This is a genomic window from Lactobacillus kefiranofaciens (assembly GCF_900103655.1).
Classification (GTDB): Bacteria; Bacillota; Bacilli; order Lactobacillales; family Lactobacillaceae; genus Lactobacillus; species Lactobacillus kefiranofaciens.
In genome coordinates this window covers 88349-106282 of record NZ_FMXC01000001.1, presented here as the reverse complement: position 1 = coordinate 106282, position 17934 = coordinate 88349, and the positions used below count along the sequence as shown (strand labels likewise).

Below are 17934 nucleotides of genomic sequence, written 5' to 3'. Positions count from 1 at the left end.
GCAAAAGATTTTTTCTAAAAAAAGGAGGGGTACATAAACGTACTCCTCCTTTCTATTTAGGGTAGTAATAACTACTTCATTTGTTCGCGAACTTCAGCAGCAAAGTCTTCTTGTTTCTTTTCGATACCTTCGCCAACTTCAAAACGCTTAAAGGCAACTAACTTAGCACCATTGTCTTTTAAAAATTCGCCAACAGTTTTACTATCATCCATGATGTAATCTTGTGATAAAACAGCAAATTGCTTATCAACTTGAGTATTATCATCGATGAAACGTTGCATCTTACCAGGAATAATTCTGTCCCAAATCTTTTCTGGCTTGCCTTCTTCTTTAAGTTCAGCCTTGATGTCTTCCTTAGCTTTAGCTAAAACATCATCAGTTAATTGCTTTTCTGAGCCATAAACAAGGTGTGGCAATGGCTTCTTGTGTACTAATGCACGACTTTCGTTATCTTGATCAATTTTGTGGTTCATCAATGCCAATTGCTCAGTAATGAAGTCATCGTCTAATTCATCTGGTGAAATAACCTTTGGCTTCATAGCAGCAATATGCATTGCCAAGTGCTTAGCCATTGCGGCATCTGCACCTTCTAAGACAGTGATTACACCAATTTGACCACCATTGTGTTGGTAAGTACCAAATTCTTGATCATCAGTCTTTTCTTCTAAAGCAAAACGACGTAAAACAATCTTTTCACCAATTGTTGCGGTTGCGTCTACAAAAGATTGAGCTAGGGTCTTGCCATCAGCCATCTTTAATTCATTTGCTTCTTCAGCATTAGCTGGCTTACCTTCAGCAATGGTCTTAGTAACATCCTTTACTAAGTTAACGAACTTTTCGTTTTGAGAAACGAAATCAGTTTCTGAGTTAATTTCAGTCAAAGCAGCCACGTTGCCAGCAACACAAACGCCAGTTAAACCTTCAGCTGCAACACGGTCAGCCTTCTTAGCAGCTTTAGCCATACCTTTGTCGTGAAGATATTCAATGGCCTTGTCCATATCACCGTCAACTTCTACTAATGCCTTCTTGGCGTCCATAACGCCAGCACCAGTACGTTCACGTAATTCTTTAACTTGCTTTGCAGTAATTGCCATTATAAGTCCTCCTACAGAACTAACAGTAAAAACTAGTCTTCTGGGTTTTCTTCAGCACTAACAGCTTCTTCTGAGCCATCAGCATTTTCTTTAAAGTCAACTTCAACAGACTCATCGTCTTGACCTTGCTTGCCTTCAACGATAGCATCTGCCATAGCACCAGCGATCAAACGGATAGCACGAATAGCATCATCGTTTGAAGGGATAACTACGTCAATTGGTTCTGGATCAGTGTTGGTATCAACCATAGCTACAACTGGGATACCCAAAATGTTAGCTTCGTGAACAGCAATCTTTTCCTTCTTAGGATCTACTACAAACAATACATCTGGGATTCTTGGCATATCTTCGATACCACCTAAGAATCTTTCAAGTTTGTCCATTTCCTTAGTTAAAAGAGCAACTTCCTTCTTTGGTAATACGTCAAAAGTACCATCCTTTGACATTTCATTTAATTGCTTTAATCTCTTAACACGGCTTTGAATAGTAGTCCAATTAGTCAAAGTACCACCTAACCAACGTTGGTTAACGTAGTATTGACCTGCACGAGTTGCTTCTTCAGCAATTGAGTCTTGAGCTTGCTTCTTAGTACCTACAAACAAGAAAACGCCGCCGTCTTGTGCAACAGCCTTCATAAAGTTGTAAGCGCCATCTAACATCTTGATAGTCTTTTGTAAATCAATGATGTAGATACCATTTCTTTGAGTAAAAATGTAAGGAGCCATCTTTGGGTTCCATCTTCTAGTTTGGTGACCGAAGTGCACACCAGCTTCAAGCAATTGCTTCATTGTAACAATGTCTGCCATATTATATTCCTCCTATGGTTTTAATCCTCTCAAGCGTTCTTTTCACCATTTAACCACTACCTAGGGCACCACAATGGTGATCGCTCTTGATGTGTTTTAAATTCTTGCATGTCTTAAAACATACTTATCTATTTTACAAAAATTTTTTTTAACTTTCAAGACTAAAACTTAATATTACGTTCTTTTAAAAACTTTTCCTTCCATTCACGATTATGATGTTTAAACCAATATTCCCTCTTTAATGCTAAGCGCTTATCATCAAATTGCTCATGATAAATCATTCGTACCGGTCTACGCGTCTTAGTATACTTTGCTCCTTTACCTGCATTATGCATTTTCAAACGATGCGCCAAATCATTAGTAAATCCGCCATAAAAACTACCATCGTTACATAATAAAACATAAAAATAATACTTGCCCTGTGCTTCTCTTTTTTGCTTATCTTCGTCAGTTTCTCGTACAATTTTCTGAATAAAAGGCTTAAAATTGCCATCTTGATCATGAACTTCAATTGCATCCCTAATTTCTGTTCCATCTGTTCCCGTATGCTTAACAGCCTCAACTATGATTAAATTTGCATCTTTTCCGCGATGTGCAACAAACGGTTGAACAAACTTCACACTCAAATCATGCTTCATACAATAATAACAAATTTCACCTAAGCGCTCAGGACGATGGACCATAAACATTTTCCCTTTCATCTTGAGCAATCCACTAGCTACTTCAATGATTTGTTCCAAATTAATCAACAATTCATGACGGGCAATTGCTTTCTTACGGTCAGGATTAATCTCATGACCTTTAGGTGCTTTAAAATATGGCGGATTGACTGTCACTACATCATAACTATCTTTGCGCAGAAATTTAGGAGCATTCAAAACATTTTCCTGATAAACTGAAATTCGGTTTTCCATTTTATTCAACTCAATTGAACGTTGAGCTTGAGAAAATATTTCTTTCTGAATTTCAATTGCGTCATAATGTGCTCGATTAAAATATGCCATATAAATAGTGGCCGCACAATTCCCAGCACAAAGATCTGCTACTTTATCCCGATCATGAATCGCATCTTTAGCCCAATAAGCCAGAAAAAGCGTATCCATTGAAAAGCTAAAAGCAGTTTTTTCTTGAATTATCCGCAAGTTATCGCTATACATATAATCAATTCGTTCATTATCTTTAAGTTCTACCATAAAAACAGTTGCCTTTCTTGTGTTTATATTTTTATAATAGCTTACAACAATTGGAGGAATTTATGTTTTATAAAATTATTTGCCCTATCGTGCGCTTTATCGTATGGGTATTAAATGGACATCTACATATTCATCATAAAGATCGCTTGCCAAAAGGCAACTATATTCTAGTTGCACCACATAGAACTTGGTGGGAGCCTTTACTTTTTGCATTAGGCGCTAGTCCAATGGAATTCATGTTTATGGCCAAAATAGAATTATTCAAAAATCCAGTTTTGCGTTTTATTTTAAATCATGCTCACGCTTTTCCAGTAGACCGCAAAAATCCTGGTCCTTCAGTTCTAAAAGTTCCAGTTAAGGGACTTAAAAAAGGTAAGCTTTCCCTGATTATTTTTCCATCTGGGACAAGGCATTCAGCTAAATTAAAAGGTGGAGCCTTGGTAATTGCCAAGATGTCACAAAAGCCAATGGTTCCCGTAGTCTATCAAGGTCCATTGTCATTTAAAGGATTATTAAAACGGCAGCCATTAAAAGTTAATTACGGCAATCCAATCTCAATAGACCGTAAAACTAAACTAACTCATGAAAATGAAGCAATTATCTATCAGCAACTTGAAGATGCTTGGAATAATTTAGACCAAGAATTAGATCCTAATTTCCATTACATTGCAAAATAATAATGTACTTAGTTCAAAACGGACTAAGTATTTTTTATGCTTATATTTGATTAGTGTTAAAATAAATAATTAGGTTTGATAATTATTGGAGGAAAGATAATTGTTAGAAAAAACATTTTACAAAATGATGCTTAGCAAGTCCTTCCCTTTTCCCGTTAAAGTAACTTACTGGGACGGCAAAAGCGAAGTTTATGGTAATGGCACTCCTGAAGCTGAGATCGTATTCAATGAAAAGATCCCTATGAGCGAGATCATTAAAAATGCTTCTCTAGCTTTAGGCGAAGGCTACATGTATAAAAAGATAGAAATTCATGGCAGCATTCAAAAAGTAATCGATGGTGCTTATGAGAGTGCAGACAGTTTTATACGCTCTTTAAAATTCCGTAAATTTTTACCTAAATTAAAACATACGGAAAAGCAAAGCGAAGAAGACGTACAAAGACATTACGATATTGGTAACGACTTCTACGAAATGTGGCTTGATCCTACTTTGACTTACTCATGTGCCTACTTCACCGATGATAATAAAGATGACCTTGAAAAAGCACAGATTGCTAAAGTTCACCATATTTTAAATAAACTAAATCCTCAAAAGGGCAGAACTTTGCTTGATATCGGTTGTGGCTGGGGTACTTTAATGCTTACTGCTGCTAAGGAATATGGTTTAAAAGTTACCGGCGTAACTTTAAGTGAAGAACAGTACAAACTCGTTCAAAAGAAGATTTACGATGAAAATTTGCAAGATGTAGCTGAAGTTAAACTTGAAGATTACCGTGAATTAGGTGATCAACAATGGGATTACGTAACTTCCGTTGGTATGTTTGAACATGTTGGTTCTGAGAACTTGGGTGAATATTTCAATGATGTTGCTAAATACCTCAAGAATGATGGTGTAGCTTTGATTCATGGCATCACCCGTCAACAAGGTGGAGCTAATAACGCTTGGATCAAGCCACATGCCGTCTTCCGGCTTAACATCAAAAGCCTCATAAAAGGCATCTTGACATTGCACAGGAATATTTACTCTTGTAGGCTGTGGTGCATGAACATCAACTTGTACTTCCGTTTTAATTGCTTCTGGACGCTGCTTTTGCATCCAGCTTCTGGCATAATTTTCAAACAAGTCTTTCAAATCTACACCATCATTCTTGCCTGCTTGTACAGCACAAGCAAGACCAGCTAGGTCAGCAATATTCTCACCAACCACTTGCTTACCATTAACTTTAGCCGGGCCATATTGCAAGCCGTCAAAGATATCGACCATTTGACCGACACGCTTGTTAAATTCAGCAAAGTCTTCTTTGGTCCACCAATTATTCATATTTCCATGTTCATCAAATTTAGCACCACTATTATCAAAAGCGTGTGAAACTTCATGACCAATGGTTGCACCAATACCGCCATAGTTTGCACCGCGAGATTGATGAATATCGTAAAATGGTTTTTGCAAAATTCCAGCTGGGAAAGTTAAATCATTTCTTTGCGGATCATAGCACGCATTGTTTAAATTCCCTGGCATCAGCCATACTGAGCGATCAACTGGCTTAGTTAATTTATTCATTTCATATCTAGTTCTAACTGTTGCCATAGCCGCTTCATTTTCGTATAAACTTTTTGCAGGATCAACTTGCAGTAAATCATAGATTTCTTCAATCTTTTCTGGATAGCCGATCTTTAATACTAAAGCATTTAATTTAACAATCGCCTTTTTCTTAGTATCTTCAGAAAGCCAATCATTACTTTTGATTCGCTCTTCGTAGACCTTTAGCATTTTATGAATCATGTCTTCCACATCATGCTTTGCCTCAGCACCAAAATACTTTTGACCATAGTAGATACCTACGACTTCATCAAAAGCACCATTAGCTAAACGGTAAGCTTGCTTGATCTGTGAAGGCATTTTTAGCGTACCTGAAATAGCTTGATCAAACGGAAACGCTGCTTCACGAAATTCCTGGGATAAATATTTAGCTACATTGTTAATATATTTAACTAACATCCAGCCCTTGATCTCGTCAAAGTTTTGTTCATTGATCAATTCTTCAGCATGCTTAAGAAAACGCGGCTCCATCACAATCACGCGATCTGGTTTAACTGGTAAAATCTGATCTAGGAAATCGGCCATATCAAATGACTTGAATTTTGCAATAAAATCAGCATATGAAACCGGGTTATAGATAGCAGCGTAATCTGACCATTCTTCAGTAGATTTAACTACTTTGGATAGCTTTTGATCAAAAGCTAAAGCGCTTTCGACATATGTTTTTGCTTCAGTCTTACCCAGACCAGCCATCATCAGCAAATTAATACTTTGCTTTTGCAAAATATCTAATAGTTTTTTTGCATCTGAAGTTTGATAAGTGGTTGTATCTGGCAAAAATGTTCCTGGTCCACCAAAATAAAGCACGTTTACGTCAGTGTTCTTCATATCGGCATCAACATCATAAACAACTGGCAATGCGTATGGTCCTATAAATAATTTAGCTGCATTTTGCTTAAAATCAGTAAAATTATTTAAATCTAAAATCTTTTGCAAATCATTTTGAATTGGGCGAGCACCGTCGGCATCCCTCTTGACAAAAGCTTTTGCAATCTTGTACAAAGCAATTGCTTTATCAAAATCTCTCACCTTAGGTATTTCTTCCTTGCCTGCAGCAATATTGGCAAAGTCTTTCATCATTCTATCTTCAATGCGAATATCTAGTTCGGAATTCACTCCAGTTGAAGTACGATCAGCTGGAATTTCAGCCTTAGAAAGCCACTCTGAATTAACTGCTAAATATAGGTTATCTTGTGGTTTAGTATTAACGTCAGGTTCAGCAACATCACCAGCACCACCACGAACTGCAAAATATCTTCTCATTTTTTCACCTTCAATTATTTATTTTCATTATTCTGTAAAGTATACAGATTGTAATAATAGCCCTTCTTCTTTAACAACTCTTCATGATTGCCTCGTTCAATTATACGCCCTTTATCCAAAACAATAATCTGATCTGCATCGGCAATCGTTGATAATCTATGTGCAATTGCTAAAGTGGTTCTACCTTTACGCAGACGCTTAAGTCCTTGTTGAATCAAAGTCTCAGTTTCGGTGTCTACATTGGCTGTTGCTTCATCTAACACCAAGACCTTTGGATTAGTTACCAAAGTTCTAGCAAATGAAATCAGTTGTCTTTGACCTTAACTTAGTTCTTCTCCACCTTCAATTACTTTAGCATGATATTTTCCTGGCATCTGCTCAATAAACTGATCAGCTTGTACTGCCTTTGCGGCTTTTTTAATTTGCTGATCAGTAATCTTTTTATTGTATAAACGAATATTAGATGAAATATCACCATAAAACATAAATGGCTCTTGTAAAACCAAGCCTAATTTTTGACGCAATTCCTTTTTAGGATATTTTTTTATATCCACGCCATCGATTAAAATTTGCCCTTGGCTGAATTCATAAAAACGCATCATAACATTAATAATCGAACTCTTACCTGAGCCAGTATGCCCCACAATTCCTAAAGTTTCTCCTGGATTGACCGTAAATGAAATATCGTGCAAAATTTCATTTTTACCATCATAAGAAAAACTAACATGCTTAAATTCAATCTTGCCCTGAGTAATAGTCAAGTCCTGCTGCTCATTTTGCGCAGGTTCATATTGCGTATCATCTAAGATTCTAAAGATTCTTTTACCTGCAACAATCCCGTCTTGGAAGAAGGTCATTTGATCCATCATTGTTGAAATCGGGTTAAACAGTTGAGAAATATATTGTGAAAATGCATAAACTACGCCAGCAGGCACAAAAGTTTCTCGCAGTGGAAAGCCAAAGTACATTAATGACACTGCTAAAGCCAATGAGTAAAGCAAACTGGTTAAAGGCGACAGAAGCAATGAATTAATTCGAATCATATTAAAACGTGTATTCATTAAACCGCCGTTTTCTCCTTCAAAATTTTTAGTCATTCGATGTTCTTGATTAAATTGCTGAATAATTGAGACGCCTTCAATTGATTCGTTTAAATTAGCATTAATTCGGCTTAAGTGTTCACGATAATTACGATATAAACGCGAACTCTTTTGTGAATATAGCCAAATTACCAAAAGCAAGATAGGTATAAAGGCTAAAATCAGCCAACCAGCGATCACATTTGTAGTAAACATGGCAACAAGTGCTGTCACCACCGAAAACGCACCAATAACAATAGTTGATAGAACTGTCAAGAAATTGCTTAAGGTCATCGTATCATTAGTGACTCTAGATACTATTGAGCCGGCAGGCGTTTTATCGAAATAGCGCATTCCTAACGTATGCAATTTACGATATAAAGCCCGTCTAAGACTTTCAAGTGTTTTTTCTGAACCTAATGCAAAAAAGTATTGATAAATAAATTAAATAACTGCCTTAAGAATTGAACCTAAAGCATATAAAAAGCCAGCAAACAAAATCACCTGCACAGTCGCACTCTGATGCAATAAAAAGACATCTAAAAAATACTGCAACCCTCTAGGCAAAAGAATATTAATAATGCTGACTATAAAGGCTCCCACTAAGGCAATAATCATTTCAAATTTAAATTTTTTAACGAACTTCATCAATCGTTTAAAAATTGCAACTTGTTCTTTAAAGGGAATAGCTTTTGCCCAAACTGATTCCTGATTTTCTTCATTATTCATTGATGTCTTCACCTACCTTTGCTTGTAATTCCTGTCTGCACCACATTTCTGCATACCAGCCATCTTCTGCTAATAGCTGTTGATGGTTGCCACGCTCTACGATTTGCCCGTCTTTTAATGCTAAAATCAGATCGGCATCCATCACTGACGTCAGACGGTGAACTGCAATCAATGTCGTCTTATCTTGTCTTTCTTTTCTTAATGCAGACAAAATTTCTGTTTCCGTTTTAGCATCTACAGCGGACAAAGCATCATCCAAGATTAAAATCTGACTATCTTTTAACAAAGCTCGAGCAATTGACATTCTTTGTCTCTGACCACCAGAAAGGGAAATACCATTTTCACCAACTAAAGTTTCATAGCCCTTCGGCATTTGAAGAACATCATCATGCAAATCACTCTTTTCGGCTGCACTCGCCACATCACTTTTATTTGCTTTTTCAGAAGAAAACGCAATATTCTTGCCGATACTGGTTGAAAACAAAAAATTATTCTGTGGTACATAAGCAATCTGCCCCAATAAAACTTTTAGTGGAATATTGCGAATGTCTTTGCCATTCAAAGTTATCTGCCCCTGATACTGATCAAATTCTCTCAGCAATAGTTGAATAATTGTTGTTTTACCGGCACCAACACGCCCAACTAAACCTAAAGTTTGGCCTTGCTTCAAAGTAAATTCAATATTTTTTAAAACTGGAATATCTTTTTCATCAAGATATGCAAAAGATTTAATATCATAATGCAAATCGCCTTGTAAATCTTTAGAAGTAATGGTCTGATCGGCATGAGCATCTGTAATAAGAGGCTTTTCATCTAATAATTCTTCTACTCGATCATAACTTGCACTGCCTCGTTCCAAAATGTTGAAAAGATACCCGATTGCAAACATTGGCCAAACCATATTAGAAATATAGGCAATAAAAGATACTAATTGTCCAAAACTTCCATGCACCTAATGCCAGAAACGGCAATGGCAATAAAACTATTACGGTTAAGCGCCAATCAACAAAAATAATCATCGCGATCATCGTTGAAAGACCCATAATTAGAGAGTCAACTAAAGTCAAAACCCCATCGCCGGCAACATTTTGAATAGCTGATACATCATTCGTCGCATGTGCCATCAAATCGCCCGTTCGATGGCGCTGATAAAAAGTTCGATCCATTATCATAAAATGGTTAAATAATTTAGAACGCATTTGCCGTTCCAATTCAGCAGCTCCCCCCAAATCTGCTTACGCCAAAAATAACGTAAAACATAAAGCGTAAAAGCTGCTGCTAATACGGCTAGTATTAACATTCCATATTCGCCCCAAGAAATATGGCCTTTATCAAGCTGATCTGCCATTAGCCCTAAAACTCGCGGCGGCACAAGATTGGCTAATGAAGTCAGGGCTAAAAAAGTGATGCCAACAATGTATCGTTTTTTCTCTTGTTTAAAGAACCAGCCTAATTTTCTAAATATTTTCATATATTCACTTCATTTACAAAAGTGTACAAAAAAAGACGAAGAAAATTTTCCTCGCCTTTTCAATAAAAAATAATTAATTGAATTATCTTTGCTGGTGTTTCATCATATTCATTACTTGGTGAACCTTCTTGTTAGAGGGTTTTTGTCCCATTTGAGACATCATAGCAACGATCATATCTTCACTGATAGGAGGATTTTCTTTAAAATATTTCTTCATATATGCTCTTGCACCATAAAAACCAGCTACGGCACCAATCAAGAGCGCAATAATAATCAAAAAAATTGCTAAACCTAAATTCATATTGTATATCCTCCATTAACTAACAATATTATCTTACATAATTTTTTAACTTTTTTAAAGGGTTAATTAGTCTTTTCTAAGTCCTTTTCTTCTTTGAGCGCGCTTGGCTCTTTCGGAAGTGATTTCCTTACCATTTTTATCCAGAATAACCATATCTTCAACATCTTGCTTGAAAGCAGCTCTAAAGTTAGCCAAGAATTTTTGATGTAATTCTTTTCTTTCTTTTTCTTCTGCAGGGGTTAATCCTTCATTTTCTTTCTTATTATAAAGTTCATTAATTCGATCAGTAACCCTTTTTTCTTCTTCTTTGCTCATTGTCATAATATCCACCTCACATTAACAATCTTTAGTCTACCGTATTTTTAGTAATAAAAAAAGATATATTTTTTAGAACGCCTGTTTGATATTTCCTTTCAATTCTGGTAGAATATATGTTATAAATAAAATAATAAAAATTTAAGTAAACGGAGAAAGACTATTATGCCTAAAAAAACTAGTGAGACTAAGCAATTAGAAATCTTACAATACATTTATGATACTGTAGATCATCGCGGATTTCCACCGACGGTGCGTGAAATCTGTGCAGCAGTAGGATTATCTTCAACTTCAACTGTTCACGGACACTTATCGCGTCTTGAACGCAAAGGCCTATTGATCAAAGATGCTACTAAGCCTCGGGCTCTAGAAATTACTGCTGAGGGCAAGAAAGAATTAGGCATTAAGCCCACAACTATTCCCATCGTGGGTGTTGTAGCAGCAGGTCAACCAATTTTAGCAGTAGAAGATATTGAGGATTATTTCCCACTACCACCGGATCTTAAGAATGATGCTGGTGAACTTTTCATGCTTAAAATACATGGCAATAGCATGATTAATGCTGGTATTTTAAACGGTGATAGTGTTATTGTTAAGAAACAATCAACTGCTAATAATGGTGAAATAGTTGTTGCAATGACTGAAGAAAATGAAGCAACTATTAAGCGTTTCTTTAAAGAAAATGGACATTACCGTTTGCAACCAGAAAACGATTCAATGTCTCCTATTATTCTTTCAGAAGTTAAAATTCTTGGTAAAGTAGTTAGCCTTTACCGTAACAATATTGATTAATGTTTAATGCCTAAGTCTTAAGATTTAGGCTTTTTTCTACCAAAATTTGTATTATTTTATCTTCGAATAAAGGTAACCATTGCTTTAAATATCCGGCACGAGTTGGATGAATTTCATCAGCCATGTAAAGTGAAGCTTGTTTTTTTAGCTTGGGATTATTATACAAATCTAAAATTTCAATATTCCATTTTTGTGCTAATTGATGTCCACTATTTACCATTTTTTCATATAATTCACTTTCAAAATATGGATTAGTATAAATTAAAATTGGACAATGCCATTTTGATTTAGCAGTACTAATAATATATTCCATAGCCCCAATAATAGTCTGAGTATCAAAAACATCATTTTGACTAATTTTACCTAGTTTTTTACCTTGTCTAGCATCATTAGTAGATAATTGCAAAACAAATAAATCAGGATTAGTCTCCTTTAATTCTTTATTAAAGCGTGCAACATAAGAATCACCTGCATTATAAGTCGCTTGATCAACCAAAGTAGTACCATTTTCAGCATCTTTAATTGCAGCTATTCCATCTTTCTTCCAGAGATAATCTACGAAAGATTCGCCTAAAGCGCCAAAGCCAAACGTTACAGAAGAGCCTAAAAACAAAATTTTTTTATTTCGTAGAGGGCTATTTATTGTCTCCACTTTATTTAAACTATATTTTCGATTATTACCAGATAAATATGCCAGATCTGCATAAATACGTTGATACAATGGATGTTCATCTAAATCCATTCGAAGTTCATTTAGAGCAATATCTGAGAGATCATTATTTTGTCTAATCGGAATTAAAAAAGTTTCATTACTCATTATTTTTCCTTTCTTTAGCTATATAAGGTTTAATTATCTCCCAATCCTTAATTATATCCTCTGTCAATTTACGATTATAGAAAATTGCAGCGGGATGATATTCTGGAATAATTGTATATTTTTTATCAGACTAAATATAACCATTTTTTGTTTCATCCAGTTTTAAAATTGGCGTATTTTCAATTACTTTACCATGCTCTGCTGAAATTCTATGTCCTGGGCCTAAAAGCCTCTCAAGGCCAGTATTTCCTAAAGTAACTATTATTTTGGGCTGCGCATAATCAATTTCATAATCTAAAAATGGAGCATGTGCTAAGATTTCCTTTTTCGTCGGTTTACGATTAGGCCGTTTAATAACCTCTTTATTTTCTCGTTTACTAAAAACTTTTTTGATCGCAAATGGTCTACTTCTAACTGCACTAGTGATATAGACATCCTTTCTAGTTAAACCGACTTGCCGAAGAGATTTATCCAGTTCCTTTCCCGCACTCCCACTAAAAGGAATATTATTGACTATTTCATTTCTTCCTGGGGCTTCTCCTACAATCATTAACAAGGGATGCTGTGGACCGCTGCCTGAGTTAAGGCCTTCTAATTTCATTCCTCTTGAGCGTCGCATAACCTCCGCAATTAATTTTTCCGGATAATCCATTATTATCACCTACCCTTATTTATATTATATAGTAATTACCCAAGTATAACTGTGGATAAGTGTCTGTTTTAGACGTAATTCCACACTTATTATTAATTTTTATAATCATAACTTCACAAGCTATAAATACTTATATATAAATATTTATTGATATCTTGTGAAGTTATTTTAGCGTTTCACATAAGTTACACAATAAATATTTTCACAAACTTAATCAATAAAAAAGAGCCAGTTCACATCGAACTGACTCCTTTGATAATTAACGACGTGCTTCAGCAATTCTTGCTGACTTACCATGACGTTCACGTAAATAGTAAAGCTTAGCGCGACGTACACGACCATGACGCTTAACTTCAACCTTAGCAACACGTGGATCGTTAACTGGGAAGGTTCTTTCAACACCAACACCTGAAGCAATCTTACGAACAGTGTAAGTAGCACCGATGCCAGTGCCCCTCTTCTTAATTACAACACCTTCGAATAACTGAACACGTTCATGTGTACCTTCTACAACACGTACGTGAACAGTTACAGTATCACCTGCACGGAAAGTAGGGATATCGTCACGAATTTGTTCTTTAGTTAATTCTTGAATTAATGGATCCATAATGTATTTTCTCCTTCTACGGCATTCATCAACGTACTAACGTCAGCGGAACACCCATAACTTTGATTAGTTGTGACTTTAGCCACGCTAACTAGTTTAACAAATAAACAATACTTAATCAAGCTCTAACCTAATTTCTGTCAACATTTTCTTTTCTTCGCTACTTAAATCACGCTTTTCCAATAAATCAGGTCGATGAAGATAAGTTGCTTTTAAAGCTTCTTTATGTCGCCATTCGGCAATCTTTTGATGGTTGCCACTAGTCAGAACTTCTGGTACTTTCTGCCCCTCAAAATCTGCAGGACGTGTGTACTGCGGATATTCAAGCAATCCATGTGAGAAGCTTTCTTCTACTGGACTAGCAGCATTGCCTAAGATACCTGGAATTAAACGTACAGTTGCATCAATCATGCTCATTGTTGGTAATTCGCCACCAGTTAAAACATAATCACCAATTGATACTGTTTCATCAGCTAAATTATATACCCGCTGATCAAAGCCCTCATAATGACCGCAAATAAATGTTAATTCATCTTCTTTGGCCCAATCTTGCGCTATTTTTTCATTAAAAGTCTTACCTTGTGGGGCAGTAATAATAATCTTGCCAGTCGATGATAAAGAATCTAATGCTTTCTTAATCGGCATTATTTGTAAAACCATCCCTGCTCCGCCACCATACGGAGTATCATCAACGTGATGATGAACATCATTAGTAAAATCACGGAAATTAATTAAGTTAAGTTGCCACTTCTTATCTTCTAGCCCGCGACCTAGCATTGATACCTGCAAAGGCGTAAACATATCAGGAAAAAGCGTTAAAACATTAATCTTCATCGCGTAGGCCCTCCATCAAATCAACGTAGATCTTTTTATCGGGTACATCTACACTTTTAATTACATCAGCTATATTCGGAATCCAATATTCCTTACCATTTTTTTCATGAACTAACCAAATATCATTAGCCCCTGGTGATTGGATATCAGTAATCTTACCTAAAATCTTCTCAGATTCATTATCGATCACGTCGCATCCTAAGATATCTTTATAATAGTAAACATTATTAGGTAGTTCTCCGCGATCAGTTTCACTAACTACTAAGACCTTGCCACGTAGCTTCTCAGCTGCATCAATATCCGTTACTTCATTAAATTGCAGCAACCAAAATTGCTTGAATGACCGACTCTTCTTAATAGTTAAGATTCGATCAGTATTTTCCTTTAAGGCTAAATGCATCCCTTCCGCAAAGCGTTCTTCTGGGAAATCAGTAATCACATTTACCTTAACTTCTCCAGTTAAACCATGGGTAGTTAAGATCTTCGCTACGTCAAAATATTCCATCGGTAACTCCTTTTAAGTAAGAAAAAAAGCTTGAAGCACATAGCATCAAGCCTTAAATCATAACAAGATTACTTGTTGTATTTTGCATCGTGCAACTTAGTCATTAAGCCAGCACCTGAAAGAAGTGATCTAACAGTGTCTGAAGGTTGTGCACCCTTTTGTAACCAATCGAAGATCTTGTCTTCGTCAAGCTTCAATTCCTTTGGTTGTGAAACTGGGTTGTAGTAACCAACTTGTTCGATGAAACGACCATCACGTGGCATACGTGAGTCTGCAACAACGATTCTGTAGAATGGCTTTCTCTTGGCACCAGCACGGTGCATACGAATTTTAACTGACATAAATTAATTTCCTCCTAAAAACTTAACGATTAATAATATACCACCAAATTTTGTGGGTGTAAAGTGTTTTCCCTTAACAGCTACAAAAATTATGAGTGGAATCGCTTAATTTTACGTAAACGCTTCTTTTTATTCTTCTTAAAGTTTTTATTCATGCGTCGCATAGCCATCTTAGCCATTGGCGAATCCATCCCAGGCAACTTGCTTAAACCCTTCATATTGCCTTTAGTGACTTTACTCATCATATCACGCATTTGCTTAAACTGCTTGATCATCCTATTAACTTCAACAACAGGACGACCTGATCCAGCAGCAATTCTTCTGCGCCGACTTGGATTTAAAATATCGGGATTTTCACGTTCTTCTTCGGTCATTGAATAGACAATAGCTTCAGTATGATCAATTTGCTTTTGATCAATACTCAAATTCTTAAGTTGCGGATTGTTAGCCATCCCCGGGATCATTTTCATAATCTGATCTAATGGACCCATTTTTTGTACTTGCTTTAATTGATCTACAAAATCATTAAAATCAAAAGTACTCTCACGCATCTTTTCAGCTACTTTTTGAGCTTCTTTGGCATCATAATCTTGTTGTGCCTTTTCGATCAGGGAAAGCATATCCCCCATACCCAAAATTCTTGAAGCCATTCGATCAGGATGGAAAACATCCAAGTCGCTTAATTTTTCACCTTGACCAGTAAATAAAATTGGTTTGCCAGTAACAGCACGAATTGAAAGCGCAGCACCACCACGAGTATCACCATCAAGTTTGGTCAAAATCACACCAGTAACATCTAGCCGTTCATCAAAGCCTTTGGCTACATCAGTTGCAGCTTGACCAGTCATGGCATCAACAACTAAAAGAATATTATCCGGCTCAGCAACTTGCTTTACTCGTTCCAATTCTTCCATTAAAGGTTCATCAATTTCCAAACGACCAGCAGTATCGATTAAAACATAATCATTTTTATTTTTATCTGCCTCAGCTAATCCATCTTGAACAATCTTAGCGACATCTTTTTCACCATCTTCGCTATAGACCGGTACCTTTAGCTTATCGCCAATTTGCTTTAACTGGTCAACGGCAGCTGGACGGTAAATATCTCCAGCAATTAACAGAGGACGAGCCTTTTCTGTCTTCTGCAAATGATAAGCTAATTTACCAACCGTAGTAGTTTTACCTGTACCTTGCAAACCAACCATCATAATGATCGTCGGAATATGCTTAGACTTATTAAGTGGAACAGCTTCTTCACCCATCATCTTTGTCAATTGTTCATTGACAATCTTAATTACCTGCTGTCCAGGATTCAAGCTTTCTTGTACTTCCTCGCCTAATGCCTCTTTTTTAATCGTTTTGATAAAATCTTTAACGACCCTAAAGTTAACATCGGCTTCTAATAAAGCTAACCTAATTTCACGACTAGCCTTATTAATATCTTCTTCAGAAACTTTACCCTTGCCTGTTAAATTTTTTAATGCTTTTTGAATTCTTTCACTTAAATTTTCAAAAGCCATGGGTTACTCTCCCCTCAATTGATTTAATAAATTCGTTATTTCTTGTTTTGCAGCTTGGCTATCATCATTGTCTAGTGATAAGAGAGCATCAGCTAAAACATCCTCAACATGATTATTATCACGTTTCATATGTAATTTTTCTTCATAATTTTGCAGGATCTTACTTGATCGCTTCAAATTATCATAGACAGCTTGTCTAGAGACCTGATGATTAAGCGCTATTTCACCCAAAGACAAATCATTATAATAATAATCTTCAAAATAGGATTGCTGTCCCTGAGTTAGTAATGAACCATAGTAGGCATATAAATCGCCTAGTTCTTCGTTTTTCGTTAATTCATCCATATATGTTTCACCAGCCTTTAGTATATCAAAAAGGGACTCTGATCAAAATAATCAAGGTCCTTTTCTTTCATTAATTTTTATTTGGCAAAACCTGTCAAGATGCTACCGCCCACAATAAAAATCAAACCAATGATAATATAAGTCATCTCACGTTTAGATTTTGATTCATGCAAGAACCAAATTCCACCAAAGGCAGAAATGACAGAGCACAACTGACTGTAAATAAATGCATTGGTAACCCCATTTTGCTTTACCGAAAACAAATAAAATAAGGTACCAATACCGAATTCTAATCCAGCAATACTATTTTGCCACAACAGCTTACCTCTATATACAAAGGTTGAATGTGAACCAATGATGTATACAACCGTACCAACTAAAACACCAAACATTTCTGGCAAGATATAATCTAGGCCATTAACGTTAGGATTAATATTTTTGGCAATTAGCTTAGGAAAACTTGAGTAAATCCAAAAACCAATTGTAGTGACAAGCAAAAATGCAATATTTTTAGCATTAGCATTACTAGATTCTTGGTCATCACTCTTAGAACTTAGAACGATTCCTACAACTACTAAAACTAAAGCAATAAAACCGATAATCTTAGCTTGAACAGTTGACCATTCACCAAAGATCAGAACCCCAATCAATGAATTACCTACTAACTGAAAACCAGCTGATAAAGGAATAGTCCCACTAACACCTATGCGCGTATAAGAGATGAATTGTCCCATTTGTCCAAAGCATCCCTGCAATGAAAGCTACTCCCCAAGTTGCAGCATCAAAGGCTGGTCTAGTACAGAGATAAATAATAAATGCAGTAATGAATGCAGTAATGAATGCACCCAATCCCATCCCTGCAATTTGATGAGCAGGAGAGCCCTTTACTGTTAATGGGATCAAAACCCAACCTACTATGTTAATTAAAGCGATTAATAAAGCCATAAAATTCTTTCCAATTCATAAATAATTATTACTTTTAAAACCCTAATA

15 protein-coding genes and 5 pseudogenes are annotated in these 17934 nt (G+C 36.0%); 3 read left to right on the top strand and 17 right to left on the bottom strand.

Translation table 11 applies throughout. The features are described 5' to 3' along the window. Nucleotides 1-71 precede the first annotated feature (71 nt). From tsf to BLP58_RS00555, 3 genes are all read right to left on the bottom strand, one after another. A complete protein-coding gene (tsf, locus tag BLP58_RS00565; RefSeq protein WP_095341971.1) occupies nt 72-1097 on the bottom strand; it encodes a translation elongation factor Ts in 1026 nt (341 codons plus the stop codon). 29 nt (nt 1098-1126) lie between these two features. Then, complete coding sequence (gene rpsB / locus BLP58_RS00560) at nt 1127-1900, bottom strand: 30S ribosomal protein S2 (protein WP_013853920.1); 774 nt, start codon at nt 1898-1900, stop codon at nt 1127-1129. Nucleotides 1901-2061: 161 nt separating this feature from the next. Continuing rightward, a complete protein-coding gene (locus tag BLP58_RS00555) occupies nt 2062-3093 on the bottom strand; it encodes a GIY-YIG nuclease family protein (protein ID WP_013853919.1) in 1032 nt (343 codons plus the stop codon). A 62-nt stretch (nt 3094-3155) separates the two neighbouring features. On the opposite strand from BLP58_RS00555, the gene BLP58_RS00550 reads away from it, so the two are divergent. Continuing rightward, nucleotides 3156-3770 carry a lysophospholipid acyltransferase family protein gene (locus BLP58_RS00550; protein ID WP_013853918.1) on the top strand — a complete coding sequence of 205 codons (615 nt, stop codon included), beginning with the start codon at nt 3156-3158 and terminating at the stop codon, nt 3768-3770. Nucleotides 3771-3894: 124 nt separating this feature from the next. Further along, nucleotides 3895-4647, top strand: a pseudogene (locus BLP58_RS00545) (class I SAM-dependent methyltransferase); the annotation flags it as partial. On the opposite strand, the gene BLP58_RS00540 reads toward BLP58_RS00545, so the two are convergent. The 5 genes and pseudogenes from BLP58_RS00540 to BLP58_RS00515 all read right to left on the bottom strand — a co-directional run bounded on the left by BLP58_RS00540 (nt 4549) and on the right by BLP58_RS00515 (nt 10528). Then, entirely contained in the window at nt 4549-6633 is a 2085-nt protein-coding gene (locus BLP58_RS00540) for a M13 family metallopeptidase (protein WP_013853917.1), read from the bottom strand. The pseudogene BLP58_RS00545 and the gene BLP58_RS00540 overlap by 99 nt on opposite strands. A gap of 14 nt (nt 6634-6647) precedes the next feature. Beyond that, nucleotides 6648-8441: pseudogene (locus BLP58_RS00535) on the bottom strand (ABC transporter ATP-binding protein). Beyond that, nucleotides 8434-9912 (bottom strand): annotated as a pseudogene (locus tag BLP58_RS00525) (ABC transporter ATP-binding protein). Before BLP58_RS00525 ends, BLP58_RS00535 begins: the two co-directional pseudogenes overlap by 8 nt. Before the next feature lie 82 nt (nt 9913-9994). Then, entirely contained in the window at nt 9995-10213 is a 219-nt protein-coding gene (locus tag BLP58_RS00520) for a YneF family protein (RefSeq protein WP_013853916.1), read from the bottom strand. A gap of 66 nt (nt 10214-10279) precedes the next feature. Beyond that, complete coding sequence (locus tag BLP58_RS00515) at nt 10280-10528, bottom strand: DUF896 domain-containing protein (protein WP_025084061.1); 249 nt, start codon at nt 10526-10528, stop codon at nt 10280-10282. A gap of 165 nt (nt 10529-10693) precedes the next feature. On the opposite strand from BLP58_RS00515, the gene lexA reads away from it, so the two are divergent. Then, nucleotides 10694-11320: a transcriptional repressor LexA gene (lexA, locus tag BLP58_RS00510; protein ID WP_013853914.1), complete on the top strand. Its 627-nt coding sequence runs from the start codon at nt 10694-10696 to the stop codon at nt 11318-11320. A 10-nt stretch (nt 11321-11330) separates the two neighbouring features. On the opposite strand, the gene BLP58_RS00505 is transcribed toward lexA, so the two are convergent. From BLP58_RS00505 to BLP58_RS00465, 9 genes and pseudogenes are all read right to left on the bottom strand, one after another. Then, complete coding sequence (locus BLP58_RS00505; protein WP_013853913.1) at nt 11331-12137, bottom strand: SGNH/GDSL hydrolase family protein; 807 nt, start codon at nt 12135-12137, stop codon at nt 11331-11333. Then, nucleotides 12130-12789: pseudogene (locus BLP58_RS00500) on the bottom strand (uracil-DNA glycosylase). Before BLP58_RS00500 ends, BLP58_RS00505 begins: the two are co-directional and overlap by 8 nt. A 259-nt stretch (nt 12790-13048) precedes the next feature. Then, nucleotides 13049-13396, bottom strand: a complete 348-nt coding sequence (rplS, locus tag BLP58_RS00495; protein WP_013853911.1) for a 50S ribosomal protein L19 — start codon at nt 13394-13396, stop codon at nt 13049-13051. Nucleotides 13397-13510: 114 nt separating this feature from the next. Then, nucleotides 13511-14230 carry a tRNA (guanosine(37)-N1)-methyltransferase TrmD gene (gene trmD, locus BLP58_RS00490; RefSeq protein WP_013853910.1) on the bottom strand — a complete coding sequence of 240 codons (720 nt, stop codon included), beginning with the start codon at nt 14228-14230 and terminating at the stop codon, nt 13511-13513. Further along, complete coding sequence (gene rimM / locus BLP58_RS00485; RefSeq protein ID WP_025084114.1) at nt 14220-14735, bottom strand: ribosome maturation factor RimM; 516 nt, start codon at nt 14733-14735, stop codon at nt 14220-14222. Before rimM ends, trmD begins: the two co-directional genes overlap by 11 nt. Nucleotides 14736-14803: 68 nt before the next feature. Further along, nucleotides 14804-15076: a 30S ribosomal protein S16 gene (gene rpsP, locus BLP58_RS00480; RefSeq protein WP_003627549.1), complete on the bottom strand. Its 273-nt coding sequence runs from the start codon at nt 15074-15076 to the stop codon at nt 14804-14806. A gap of 89 nt (nt 15077-15165) precedes the next feature. Beyond that, nucleotides 15166-16596, bottom strand: a complete 1431-nt coding sequence (gene ffh / locus BLP58_RS00475; protein ID WP_013853908.1) for a signal recognition particle protein — start codon at nt 16594-16596, stop codon at nt 15166-15168. Nucleotides 16597-16599: 3 nt separating this feature from the next. Further along, the gene (gene ylxM / locus BLP58_RS00470; RefSeq protein ID WP_013853907.1) at nt 16600-16941 is read right to left on the bottom strand and encodes a YlxM family DNA-binding protein; all 342 of its coding nucleotides are present in this window, start codon (nt 16939-16941) and stop codon (nt 16600-16602) included. Nucleotides 16942-17018: 77 nt separating this feature from the next. After that, nucleotides 17019-17886, bottom strand: a pseudogene (locus BLP58_RS00465) (GRP family sugar transporter). Nucleotides 17887-17934 lie beyond the last annotated feature (48 nt).